We start from the raw sequence: 12545 nt of genomic DNA on the forward strand, positions 1-12545 counted from the left end.
ATCATAAAATATGGACTTTTATTTGTCAATATTGTTGCAATTATTACATATGTTTCATATTTATTTCATTTGTTTCATACAAAAATAGATATTAAAAATACCCTTTAGCCAGATTCTGTTCTAAATCTGCCTAAAGGGTATTTTTAATATCTATTTAACCATTTCAACATTTTAACTACTTTGTTTCTATAATATATTGATTCAATATGGATTCTAATAATTCTTGTCTTCCCGAAGTATTTGGAGTAGTTCCGTTTTCTAAAGCATACGTTTCTAATTCTTTGAAACCTACTTTTCCGTCTATAATATCTTTACCAATTCCACTATTATAACTTGCATAACGTTCTGCTTTAAAGTTTTCAAATACTTTATCTTCAATTAACTTGGCAGCAACCTTGAATCCTCTTGCAAATGTATCCATACCTGCAATATAAGCATGGAACAGATCCGATTCTTCAAAGGAAGCCCGTCTGACTTTAGAATCAAAATTCAATCCACCTTTTGTAAATCCACCTGCTAATATGATTTCATACATACCCAGGGTAGTATCATAAAGATTCGTTGGAAATTGATCCGTATCCCATCCTAATAATGGATCTCCCTGGTTCGCATCCACACTGCCGAGTACATTGTTGATACGTGATTGGTTTAATTCATGCTGGAATGTATGCATAGCAAGTGTTGCATGATTTGCTTCGATATTCATCTTGAAATAATCTTCTAATCCATATCTTCTAAGAAAAGCAAGTACTGTTGCTGTATCAGTATCATATTGATGTTTCGTTGGTTCTTTTGGTTTTGGCTCAATTAAAAATTGGCCTGTAAAGCCGATTTCTTTCCCATAATCCACTGCCATCTTAAGAAGTCTCGCGAAATTATCTAATTCTAATTCAGTGTCCGTATTTAATAAAGTTTCATAACCTTCTCTGCCACCCCAGAATACATAATTCTCACCGCCGAGTTCCATGGTGATCTCCATCGCCTTTTTAATTTGTGCAGCCGCATAAGCAAATACTGTTGCATTGGCTGAGGTACCTGCACCATGAACAAATCTTGGATTACTAAATGCATTGGTAGTTCCCCATAAACATTTAATTCCTGTCCTGGCCATTTCTTCTTTAATCACTTTTACGATTTCATCGAGTCTGGCATTGGTTTCCTGCAGATCTTTTCCTTCAGGTGCAATATCCCTGTCATGGAAACAAAAGAACGGAATCTGCATCTTCTCCATAAATTCAAAAGCTGCATGAACTCTTTCCTTTGCATTGTTCATAACATCACTGGCATCGTCCCATGGCCTGAATATTGTAGCAACACCAAATGGATCACTTCCCATATGTGTAAAGGTATGCCAATAAGACATGGCAAATCTTAATTGATTTTTCATGGTTTTACCCATTACTATCTCGTCTGGATTATAATATTTAAATGATAATGGATTCCTGCTTTGTGGGCCCTCATATTTTATCTGTTGTATTCCTTTAAAATATTCCATAATAAACCTCCTTAAATTTTCTTATTAGTTTGTCTAAACTCTTTAAAAATTATTAATCGTGCATGTCTGAATAGATTTTTCCAGTATATTTTTTAAAGCATTTGCTGAAATAATTTGGATCTGGAATTCCTACCTCTTTTGCTGTCACATACATTAACTTCCCTTTTTTTGCGTAATGGATGGCTTTTTCCATCCTGCACTGTGTTAAGAAATCGTTTAATCCAATCCCTGTTTTATTTTTAAACATGCGGCTTAGGTAACTTGGGTTAAAACCATATTGTTGGGCTATTGATGTAAGATTGATTTCTGGATCCTGATAATTTTTACTAATGTATTCCTTAATCTTTAATATGGAATTGCTGCTGCTTTCTATTTCTTCTTCCCAGTTTTCCTCTGGTTTTTTTAATTTTATTTCTTGGATTGCCTTTATTAATGTTTCACGTATTTCGTCTCTTGAAATTGGTTTCAGCAAATATTCACATACTCCAATTCCAATGCATTCCCTTGCATATTCAAAGTCATTAAAAGCTGTTAATATGATAATTTTTAAATTGGGATAGCGTTTTATTGCAAGTTTACTAAACTCGATTCCATCCATAAATGGCATTCTGATATCAACAAATGCGATATCCGGCTTATAATTATCTATAGTATTGATCGCTTCAATACCGCTTGCTGCTTCCCCTACAATTTCAAGACCTAAGTTTTCTTTTTCTAAAGTGATTTTAAGTAGATTCCTGATTGCTCTTTCGTCGTCAATTATCATTACTTTGCACATATATGTTCCCCCTATAAAGGAATTTTAAGGTCGATCTCAGTATAGATTCCTTCTACACTCTTAATCTCAAAGACATCTTCCTTGCCATAGTAATACTGAATTCTTTCTATCGTTCCTTTAAAACCAAAACTTTTATTATTGTCCTGCATAATCTGATCCAGTTGTTCTTCATTCATACCAACTCCACTATCATAGACAACAATATGAATGAAATCATCTTTTTGAAATACTGAAATTTTTATTAATCCTTTTTCGCCTTTGAGTCGAATTCCATGATAAATACTGTTTTCAACAAGGGGCTGAAGTATTAATTTGGGAACATGCACTTCAAGGAGATCATCACAAAGATCATATTCATCCTCTATGATATCATCATAACGAAGTTTTTGTAATTTTAGATAATCTTTTACAATAGCCACTTCATCCCTTATAGAAATTACTTTACTTCCTTTACTTAAAAATCTGCGGTAAAAGTTTCCTAATGTTTCTATCGCATCATACACATTCTCAGAAGATTCCTGAAGTGCAAGATATGCTATGGTATCTAACGTATTATATAAAAAATGGGGTTTGATTTGTTCTTGTAATACATCCAGCTCTGCTTTCTGCATTGCCTTTTCATTCTCTAAGAGTTCGTTAATTAGTTGATTAATAGCCACAAGCATGTTATTATAACTATTCTTTAAATGACCAATTTCATCATCAGGAAGCTTTAGACTAACTCTTCTCAGCCATCCTCTTTTTGCAACATCCATGGATTGAACCAGGCGCTCTATTGGAGTGGTAATATACATAGAGATAAAAAGTCCGATTAATATTAAGGAAAGAATCGTTAATATGATCAATGAAATAATAATCCATGTTGCATTTGATGGAATGAATTCTACATACGACATTTTTTCAATCCCTGCAATTACAAAAGGTGTTTCAGGGATATGATAATAGGATAAAATTTTTTTATTTCCAAATGGACCAATGGTTGTCTGATTAAATGTTTTACTCGTAATTTCAATATCACGCTCTAATTCTGTGTCAATACCCTGGTTAATTAACTTTAAATTTTTATCATAATAATAGAATTGCTTATCATCACTTGTCATATCTTTATAGGAATCTTTTAATATGTCATCCGATAGATTTATGATCATTAAACCAATCGGTTGTTGTGTTTCAATATCGTTTACAATACGCATAAAGGATATGAGAGGCTTCCCTGATTTTCGAAAAAAGGCACCACCGCCATTTACGTCCAAAACATATCCGCCTCTTGCATCTACGATTTCTTTGAACCATTCCTCCTCTTCCAGGATATATTGATTCACAATTGTAATACCATTTGTGATATGGATATATTTCCCATCCAGCCGATATAGGTAAACAGAACTTACATATTTAAAAGTATTGGTTATATCATACATAGAAGTAATTGCATTATGGGAAAATCTTGTACCAGGTTTATCTTTTAGAAGATACGTATTAATATTACTATTCCCTGTTAAAAGCTTACTCATACTATTAATGGTACTAAGCTCACTGTTTAAGTTGTTTCCAATGGATATCATTGTATTATAATTACTTTCCAATGTATAATTCAGCATACTTCTTTTAATAAAGAATATATAAATAAAGACAAACAGTACTAAATATAATCCTATGATTCCTAAGAATAAATACCTGACCTTATCTTTTAGTTTCTGAGTCAAAAACCATTTTTTCATTCTTCTTGCCATATGTCTTTTCATTTGTCTGCCCCCTATACAAATAGATCCCATTTATTACATTGTAGCAAATGGGATTCTATTTGAAAAGTTCATTGACAAACTAGATATTATTTTAATTGTAAGGATAGTTGTAAAGGTGGATTGCCTAATAACTTAGTACTTCTCTCATCTGGCTGACTCGTACCAACATGAACTCTGAACTTACTACTATCTAATATTTTCTCTCCCTTCTCATTTATCACTTTCAGAGACTGAAATGGGAAAGATATATTTATTTTTTTCTTTTCATTGGATTCTAATCTAATTCTTTTAAAACCGCACAGACTGTAGTTTAAAACTGCATATTTTGATTCTAAATCTTTAATATATACCTGAATTACTTCCTCTGTTCCAAAATCACCTTTATTTTCCACATCCACTTCTATTTTAATATCTTTATTTTGGACAATCGGTTCAACAAATTTTGCAGAGGTACAAACTACATTACCATAAGTTAAACCATATCCGAACGGATATAAGGCTTCCTCTTTCATAAATCTGTAAGTCCTATTTGTCATTGAGTAATCTGTGAATTCAGGCATATTGTCAAGCGTACGGTAGAAAGTTACAGGCAGTTTTCCCGACGGAGAACATTTTCCAAAAAGAATGTCAGCTACTGCTTTCCCACCACGAGCCCCTGGATACCAGGTCTGTAAAATACCATTGCAATGTTCGTCTGCAAATGATAAATTAATTGCACTGCCTGCGATTAAGCAAAGAATGACCGGTTTGCCTAATTTCGTAATCTTTTCTAATAAACGTCTCTGTACTTCTGGAAGTTCTAAATCCTTTTTATCTCCTGAACCACTGTTGTTGCCTTCATCTAACTCTTCACCTTCAATGGTTTCATCAAGACCAAGACATAGGATAACTATATCCGAATGTTCTGCAACAGTTACAGCTTCCATTAACCGGTCATGTTCCTCAGCGAGAGTTTCTGTTTTACTTTTGATCAATTCACAACCTTTGGAATATAATACCCTTACTTCTTCCCCGACTTCATCTTGAATTCCCTCAAGAAGAGTGATATATCTGGAAGAGGTTCCATAGTAGTTACCTTTTAATGCAAGCCTGCTGTTTGCATTTGGCCCGATCACACCAACTGTTTTAATATTATTCTTATCTATAGGAAGAATTCCATCATTCTTTAACATAACGATACTTTTTCTAGCCGCTTCAATTGCTAACTCAGTATGTTCCTTACATTCTACCATCTCATATGGAATATCATCATATTCTGTTTTCTCGAATAGACCAAGTTTAAATCTGGTCGTAAATAATCTTTCTGCTGCCTGTGTAATTTGTTCTTCTGTTACAAGTCCATTTTTATGAGCCTGCATTAAATATAGATACATATTTCCACAGTTTAAATCACATCCCGCATCCATTGCTAATGCTACAGATTCTTCTGCTGTACTTGTTACATGATGGTGCATGTGAAAATCTTTAATTGCCCAGCAATCAGATACAACATGACCATCAAATTCCCATTTATCTCTAAGAATATCTTTTAACAGGGTATGGCTTCCACAACATGGTTCCCCATTCGTCCTATTGTAGGCACCCATTACTGCTTCCACCTGGGCTTCTTTCACACATGCTTCAAAAGCCGGAAGATAAGTTTCATAAAGATCCTTATCGTTCACTCTTGCGTCAAACTCATGACGCAGATCTTCCGGACCACTGTGTACCGCAAAATGTTTTGCACAGGCTGCTCCCTTTAGGTATCTGCCTTCTCCCTGCATTCCTTTAATAAAAGCAACACCGAGTCTGCCAGATAGATAAGGGTCTTCACCATAAGTTTCATGGCCTCTGCCCCAACGTGGATCTCTGAATATATTTACATTAGGGGACCAGAAAGTAAGCCCTTTATAGATATCTCTATCCTCATGTTTTGCACTTTCATTATATTTTGCTCTGCCTTCCGTAGCGATCGTATCCGCAATCTTACTTAAAAATTCTTCATCAAAGATAGCTGCCAAGCCGATTGCCTGGGGAAAACTGGTGGCAGTTCCTGCACGGGCCACTCCGTGTAACGCTTCATTCCACCAATTATAAGCCGGAATACCCAGCCTTTTTATTGCAGGAGAATTATAGGTAAGCTGACCAGCCCTCTCTTCTAATGTCATCTTTGCTACAAGTTCTTTGGCTCGTTGCTTAAACTCATCTTGATAATACATTCTGCCACCTATCCTTTCACTGCTCCCATAACTAAACTTTCCTGAATCCTTCCACTCATTAAACTATATACAATTAAAGTTGGGAATGTAGCAATTACAAGGGCTGCACCAATTGGCCCCCAATCTGTTGTATATGATCCTGAAAGTGTCTGAATCCCTACGGATAATGTTCTATATTTTGAGTCACTAATAAATATAACAGCAAACATTAATTCGTTCCATGCCTGTAAAAATACAAAAATAGATATTGTTGCTAATGCTGGTTTCATTAGGGGTAAGATAATACGCCCAAAAATTCCATATACTCCGCAGCCGTCAATACAAGCTGCTTCTTCTAATTCTTTTGGAATACTTTCTATAAAACTACTACTAATCATAATTGCCATAGCTAATGCAAAAGCTGAATATGGTATAATCAGTGATTGGTATGAATTTGTCATTCTTAAATTTCGCAGAATAATAAATACCGGTAATATAGCTGCATGAATAGGTACAGTGAGTCCCAGCATAAAAATATTGTTTGCTGCTTTTCTGCCCTTCCATACCATTCTTGTTAATGCATAAGTTGCCATTAGAGCCGCTATTGTTGTTAAAGCAATCGTTAGCCCTGTAACAACTATACTATTAAAGAAATAGAGGCCTACATTACCTTTTGTCAAAGCTGTTGTATAATTCTCCCATATCCAATTGTGAGGTAAGCCAATAATATTTGCCCCAAATATTTCACTATTATCTTTCAATGAAAAAGTAAACATCCAATAAAGAGGGAATAACTGAATAATGGCCCAGAATACTAAAACGATCGTAATGATGAACCTGCCTAATTTAAATTTTTTCGTCTTCATCTGCTATTCCACCTCCTCTGTCTTAAATAATTTACGTATTAATATGGCAAAGAAGAAACATAAAAAGATAATCATAAGTGCAATAGCACTTCCCAGTCCATATCTGTTTCTGCCAAATATCATTGAAACCATTAATGTACTTGGTACTTCACTTGCATGTGCAGGTCCTCCATTCGTTAAAACATAGATCAGATCAAATGCTTTTAAAGAACCTGTAACAGCAAAAATTACACATATCCTGATGATTGGTTTTAATAAAGGAATCGTAACATATCTGGCGATTCCCCATTCTGTCGCACCATCTATCTTAGCTGCTTCTCTAAGTTCTGTAGAAATGGATTTCACTCCGGCATACATAAGTAACATATGATACCCAACATATTGCCACAATATTGGTATAAAGACTGCAAATAAAGCTGTGTCTTGTTCTCCAAGCCATACATGCGTCAGATTATCTAGTCCCAAAAATTTAAGTCCCGCATTTACAATACCATAGTCTGGATTATAGATCTTTAACCATAATTGTCCAATTACAGTTGTTGAGATTAATACCGGAATAAAGAATACTGCAACATAAAACTTCTCTCCCTTCACTCCTTTGCCAAGAATTATGGCAAAGAAGAGAGAGATTGGTAATTGTATAAAGGTAGATAAAACTGCCAATAACATTGCATTCTTTATTGTTTTAGGAAAACCTGCAGATTTACTTGTAAAGAGTTCTTTAAAATTATCTAACCCTACAAATACTCCTTTCGTTATTCCATCCCAGTCAAGAAGGCTATAATAGGATGACATAAATATTGGAATTATAATTATCATTGCAAACAGCACTACAGCCGGAAGCATAAATAAACATATTGCGATTTTATTACGTCTTACTTTCTCCATTCAAATTCCTCCCGGTAAGTTTGCACGAACAAATTGAATAACTGTTAACCTTCTAATTGAGCAGCCATAGCTTCAACAAATTCTTCCGGTGTTAAGTTACCAATATATAATTCTTGTAATAATGCAAGGTATTCACCAGCATCATTTGCATCCATTAAAGTATCAAACCATAATGTAAATGAAGTTGCTCCTGTTGCATATTCTGCAACTTTCTTAGTAATAGGATTTACAGAACTGTCGTCATAATCTACCTGCCATGCTGCGATACCGGCACCATCAAGGTAAGCATATTTTGAGATACTTCTGGTTAATTCAAATACTGCATTACCAGCTGCATCTGGATATTTTGTTGCGTTGCTGACCATAATCGTATCAGCTGCACCACCCATGAAATCTGTAATTTTGGCATTATCACCATTAATTACAGGGATTGGAGCCACATCAAAGTCATCCGGATTAGGAGCGTCTGTTAAGATAGAACCACCCATCCAGCTTCCTGTAATATACATAGGAACTGTTCCGTTATAGAAATTAGCACTTGCTTCATCATTAGACAGACCAGTCGCACCTTCAATAAATGCTCCCATATCCACTAATTCTTTGATTTTTTGCGCTGATGCCAGGAAATCAGGATCATTATAGCTTACGCCATTTTTCGTAATTGCTTTTGCTGTTTTGTCCGGTCCGGCTGATTTTAACGTAAATGCATCATGAGTCATTGCAAGTACCCAGGTATCTTTTACACTGATACCAATTGGTGTAATATCATTATCAAGAAAAGTCTGGCAGACATTTTTAAATTCATCCCAGGTAGTAGGAGCTTTTAAACCATATTTATCAAACATTGCTCTGTTGTAGAATAATGCTGATACTGGTGTTGTATAAGTTGATCCATATAGCTTTCCGCCATAAGTCGCATTATTTAAGGCAGCTGTTGATAACTGAGCCTTAAATTCATCTGTATAATATTGATCAAGTGGTAATACTTTACCTGATTCAACGAATGATTTTGAAAAACCGCCACCCCAGGTATAGAATAGGTCTGGAAGTTCATTCGCTGCTACAGCTGATTTAATTTTAGTTTTGTAAGACTCATTTTCGAATGTTTCATGAGTGATTTTGGTTCCTGGATGTGCTGCTTCATAATCAGCGATTGCTTTTGTGTAAGCATTGTTAAAAGCATCACTTTCTGTTGCAATACTCCAAAGAGTTAACCCGATCTCTTCATCTTTTTCATCAGTGGTCTCTTCTACAGCCCCATTATTGCTTTCATCTTTGGCTTCATCGGTTTTGTTGCCACCACATGCTGAAAGAGAGAATATCATGGTTGTACTAAGTAAAACTGCTAGTAACTTTTTGAGATTTTTTTTCATTTCCATTCCTCCAATACATTTTTGTAACCCTATTATAGTCAATTTTATATCTTTTTTTGAACGTATTATCTTTACCACTATACGTATTTTTTTTACGTATAAATTTTACATATTTGTCATGGTCTCTTCTTTTTGTCTCTTACTTTATCTATGAGATCATTGGTTATTTCCATTGCATCTTCTTTCATTTCTTCTAAAGAACTTCCAATGTTTCCTTTCATAGCCTGCATTTTGCCTTTCAATTCAAGTTCATTATCTCCAGTGATATTTCCAGCCTTTTCTTTCATTTTTCCTACAAACATGTCTTTTTCGTTTTTTAGATTGTCTTTCATATTATTTGCCTCCTGCATAAGTATTTATTATTGAACCATTTCTATAATGCAGATTAGGAACGGGGAAAACTTCGTTTTTTTCACTCACCTTGCACTTATCCATGGTGCTCAGACATTGGACCATTTCATTAGTGCAGATTAGAAGATCGAAAAACTGCGTTTTTCTCACTCACGTTGCACTTATCCATAATGAACATGACATTATCCCATGCAAGCATGGGGAATGTCATATCCATTACGGACTAATCTGCTTATCGTGAATAATATTAGCGCAAAATTGTAAAATTATACTATTCCCTATTGCATAAACTGATGATGGCATTCTTAAGATAATGTACTACTCTAAAAAACATCTATATGATCCCACTCCTATTTGTTTAAGAAAGTATCATATAGATGTTTTATATTATCCTATTAAATTTATTTTATATTCTATCAACTAACTTGATATCCCATATCTTTTAAAACTCTGTCTATGGTTCTTGCATTGATAATAGAAAAATCATGGTTTACATATGGCTTTTCTCCATCTGTAATACATCTTCCCAATTGTTCCACTTCTAAAGTATAGTTATTTGGTGTGGAAACCGTATATTCTTCTCTTACACCGTCTTTCACAATATAATAGCTAATTTCCCCTTCCTGATTAAATTGTACCGGTGCTTCAATAATTCCCTTTGTCCCATAGATAAAGAAACGGTCGCCCCTCTGGACAGAGCACATTCCCGTTGTAAAACAAGCTTTTTTACCATCTGCAAAGCCAAAGTAGGCAGTTGCAAAATCATCAATTTTTTTCTCAGTGAAATGTGCGATTGCTTTCACTTCATCAGGTTCTTCTCCCAGCATAGTTAATATTAAGGAAATATTATAACATCCTAAATCATATACTGAACCACCTAACGTCTCTAAATTCATACGGATATTTTCATCCGGATTTCTTGGAGTGACAAAAGTGCTTTCCATAAATGAGAACTCCCCAATGGCACCGGAATCCAATATATCTTTTATTTCTTTTATAACAGGGCTATGGAGATAAGCAAATGCCTCCATAAATATAACGCCTTCTTCATCACAAACACGGATCATCTCTTTTACATCTTCTTCTGAACCAGCCAGAGGCTTTTCACACAAGATATTTTTGCCTCTTCTGGCTGCTTTAATGACCCATTCCTTATGCAGATTATTAGGAAGTGGAATATATACTGCTTCGATATTCTCATCTTCTAACATTTCTTCCAGACTGTAATATGCTTTTTCAAAACCAAAAGTTTCTTTAAACTCATCTACTTTTTCTTTATTTCTGCCTGCAATACCATATAGTTTGCAGTTATTTGCTTTAAGCATCGCGGGAATCGTAACTTTCTTTGCAATATTAGCAGTTCCAAGGACACCCCAATTTACCTGTTTCATCATTTCAATTCCTCCTGTTTCTCTTTGTATTAATCTTCTTGGCTATAATATTACTTATCAGCCAAAAAAGTATGCATCCAATAAGTGCTCCAATTCCATCAATAAATACATCCGTCAACTGTCCTGATCTTCCAGGAACAAATAATTGATGAAATTCATCTGTGACAGCGTATAATACAGATATCAGTTCACTCCATATCATTAATCTCAAACCCTGATTTCCATATATTTTTAATGGATATGCAATTGTTACAGCTAGTACTGCATATTCCATCATATGAGCAGATTTACGAATTATGGTCTCTGCTAACTGAAAGAAGACGTTATTCGTTTTAATATCTTCCTGTATATTTAAAAAATTTTTTATGACTTCCATGATATTTTCTGTTATATTACCACTCAATCCGGAAGATTGGACTGCTGTTTGTGATGAAAAATAAAATATCCCTATCATTACGCAGATAGCAGGAAGGAAATTTAATAATTTGTATTTTTCTTTTAATTTTTTTCTTTCATTAAATGATAAAATTTTCAAATATACCTCACTTTAATATTTTTACGATGTCATTAACAAATTATACTATTTCTGCTTAAATAATACAATATGAGTTACTAGCATAATATTAAGGATAGAGTTAACTCTAATTGCAAAAAAATCTTGCTTTATTAATATATTTTCGTGAGATGACAATAGCAGATCTGCTTTCCATATGGAGCCTCATATATTTCAAGTAATTGGGGCGCTATTTTGTACATAGACTCAGCATTTATGATTGTAAAATTCTTCGGATTATTTACATAATTATTATCATCTTTTTCAGATAAAAGAGTCCAACCATTCAATTGTTTTATACTACTCTGTTCACGATAACTATACCGTATTGGTACACCCTTTAAAATGTTATTCGAAACAACAAAACCTCCATAAGCAATATTATTTATCATGCTCTAATTCCTCCACCAGTTCAATAAACCCTTTTCTCCATAAAAATTCATTTGCATAATCAAGACATGATTTACCATATTTATCTTTACAATTATAATTTGACTGCACCATTAGACAATAAAAATCATCACCTCTACTAGCTTCCATTTTTAACCATATCATGTCTTATTCTTTAATTTATACATTGGCTAAATTTCCCTTTTTACTCCAAAAGTTCATCATCAGATTCTTGGATATCTTGACTAATTTCACTATACATATTTAACAAATTATTCAGAAATGTAATCGAAGTAATCCTATCATGCTCATATAATTCAACATTTGCACCATAGTTGCTAAGTTCATAATAAAGATTAACTATATTTTTGATTCCTTCTTCATCGGTATAACCCACATTCATTAAATATAAATTATTATCAATTTTACTCTTTAGCTCACCGACTGATATATCATAATACTTTCTAATAATTTTTATATACTCTGTGATTTTAGCATCTTTAATTATCTTAATTGAGATTTTATCCATATTATATGATCT

At 33.9% G+C, this 12545-nt stretch carries 13 protein-coding genes; all 13 read right to left on the reverse strand.

Features of this window, described 5'->3' with window-relative positions:
* Positions 1–175: 175 nt before the first annotated feature.
* Positions 176–1495, reverse strand: a complete 1320-nt coding sequence (gene xylA / locus EDD66_RS00170) for a xylose isomerase (RefSeq protein ID WP_330510790.1) — start codon at positions 1493–1495, stop codon at positions 176–178.
* 52 nt (positions 1496–1547) lie between these two features.
* The gene (locus EDD66_RS00175) at positions 1548–2273 is read right to left on the reverse strand and encodes a response regulator transcription factor (protein ID WP_123607525.1); all 726 of its coding nucleotides are present in this window, start codon (positions 2271–2273) and stop codon (positions 1548–1550) included.
* 11 nt (positions 2274–2284) lie between these two features.
* A complete protein-coding gene (locus EDD66_RS00180) occupies positions 2285–4015 on the reverse strand; it encodes a cache domain-containing sensor histidine kinase (protein ID WP_170164192.1) in 1731 nt (576 codons plus the stop codon).
* Positions 4016–4101: 86 nt separating this feature from the next.
* Complete coding sequence (locus EDD66_RS00185) at positions 4102–6213, reverse strand: glycoside hydrolase family 3 C-terminal domain-containing protein (RefSeq protein WP_123607527.1); 2112 nt, start codon at positions 6211–6213, stop codon at positions 4102–4104.
* 8 nt (positions 6214–6221) lie between these two features.
* Positions 6222–7058 (reverse strand): carbohydrate ABC transporter permease, encoded by an 837-nt coding sequence (locus EDD66_RS00190; protein WP_123607528.1) that lies wholly within the window; start codon positions 7056–7058, stop codon positions 6222–6224.
* A 3-nt stretch (positions 7059–7061) separates the two neighbouring features.
* Positions 7062–7946, reverse strand: coding sequence for a carbohydrate ABC transporter permease (locus tag EDD66_RS00195; RefSeq protein WP_123607529.1), 885 nt, complete (start codon positions 7944–7946; stop codon positions 7062–7064).
* 44 nt (positions 7947–7990) lie between these two features.
* Positions 7991–9319, reverse strand: a complete 1329-nt coding sequence (locus tag EDD66_RS00200) for an extracellular solute-binding protein (RefSeq protein WP_123607530.1) — start codon at positions 9317–9319, stop codon at positions 7991–7993.
* Positions 9320–9435: 116 nt separating this feature from the next.
* Positions 9436–9651 carry a CsbD family protein gene (locus EDD66_RS00205; protein WP_123607531.1) on the reverse strand — a complete coding sequence of 72 codons (216 nt, stop codon included), beginning with the start codon at positions 9649–9651 and terminating at the stop codon, positions 9436–9438.
* 435 nt (positions 9652–10086) lie between these two features.
* Positions 10087–11064: a Gfo/Idh/MocA family protein gene (locus tag EDD66_RS00210; RefSeq protein WP_123607532.1), complete on the reverse strand. Its 978-nt coding sequence runs from the start codon at positions 11062–11064 to the stop codon at positions 10087–10089.
* Between the two features lies 1 nt (position 11065).
* Positions 11066–11596, reverse strand: coding sequence for a VanZ family protein (locus EDD66_RS00215; RefSeq protein ID WP_123607533.1), 531 nt, complete (start codon positions 11594–11596; stop codon positions 11066–11068).
* Between the two features lie 131 nt (positions 11597–11727).
* Complete coding sequence (locus EDD66_RS00220; RefSeq protein ID WP_123607534.1) at positions 11728–12006, reverse strand: immunity protein Imm33 domain-containing protein; 279 nt, start codon at positions 12004–12006, stop codon at positions 11728–11730.
* On the reverse strand, positions 11996–12154 hold the full coding sequence (locus tag EDD66_RS18320) for a hypothetical protein (RefSeq protein ID WP_170164193.1): 159 nt from the start codon (positions 12152–12154) through the stop codon (positions 11996–11998). Before EDD66_RS18320 ends, EDD66_RS00220 begins: the two co-directional genes overlap by 11 nt.
* Before the next feature lie 55 nt (positions 12155–12209).
* The gene (locus EDD66_RS00225; protein WP_123607535.1) at positions 12210–12533 is read right to left on the reverse strand and encodes a hypothetical protein; all 324 of its coding nucleotides are present in this window, start codon (positions 12531–12533) and stop codon (positions 12210–12212) included.
* Positions 12534–12545: the final 12 nt, after the last annotated feature.

This window comes from Mobilisporobacter senegalensis (genome assembly GCF_003752155.1).
GTDB lineage: Bacteria > Bacillota > Clostridia > Lachnospirales > Lachnospiraceae > Mobilisporobacter > Mobilisporobacter senegalensis.

What these genes read in the sequence shown, in the direction of transcription:
- EDD66_RS00185 (WP_123607527.1), bottom strand. Translation starts at nt 6,213, where the DNA reads ATGTATTATCAAGATGAGTTTAAGCAACGAGCCAAAGAACTTGTAGCA.
- EDD66_RS00180 (WP_170164192.1), bottom strand. Translation starts at nt 4,015, where the DNA reads ATGAAAAGACATATGGCAAGAAGAATGAAAAAATGGTTTTTGACTCAG.
- EDD66_RS00210 (WP_123607532.1), bottom strand. Translation starts at nt 11,064, where the DNA reads ATGATGAAACAGGTAAATTGGGGTGTCCTTGGAACTGCTAATATTGCA.
- EDD66_RS00225 (WP_123607535.1), bottom strand. Translation starts at nt 12,533, where the DNA reads ATGGATAAAATCTCAATTAAGATAATTAAAGATGCTAAAATCACAGAG.
- EDD66_RS00195 (WP_123607529.1), bottom strand. Translation starts at nt 7,946, where the DNA reads ATGGAGAAAGTAAGACGTAATAAAATCGCAATATGTTTATTTATGCTT.
- EDD66_RS00205 (WP_123607531.1), bottom strand. Translation starts at nt 9,651, where the DNA reads ATGAAAGACAATCTAAAAAACGAAAAAGACATGTTTGTAGGAAAAATG.
- EDD66_RS18320 (WP_170164193.1), bottom strand. Translation starts at nt 12,154, where the DNA reads ATGGAAGCTAGTAGAGGTGATGATTTTTATTGTCTAATGGTGCAGTCA.
- EDD66_RS00175 (WP_123607525.1), bottom strand. Translation starts at nt 2,273, where the DNA reads ATGTGCAAAGTAATGATAATTGACGACGAAAGAGCAATCAGGAATCTA.
- EDD66_RS00220 (WP_123607534.1), bottom strand. Translation starts at nt 12,006, where the DNA reads ATGATAAATAATATTGCTTATGGAGGTTTTGTTGTTTCGAATAACATT.
- xylA (WP_330510790.1), bottom strand. Translation starts at nt 1,495, where the DNA reads ATGGAATATTTTAAAGGAATACAACAGATAAAATATGAGGGCCCACAA.
- EDD66_RS00190 (WP_123607528.1), bottom strand. Translation starts at nt 7,058, where the DNA reads ATGAAGACGAAAAAATTTAAATTAGGCAGGTTCATCATTACGATCGTT.
- EDD66_RS00200 (WP_123607530.1), bottom strand. Translation starts at nt 9,319, where the DNA reads ATGAAAAAAAATCTCAAAAAGTTACTAGCAGTTTTACTTAGTACAACC.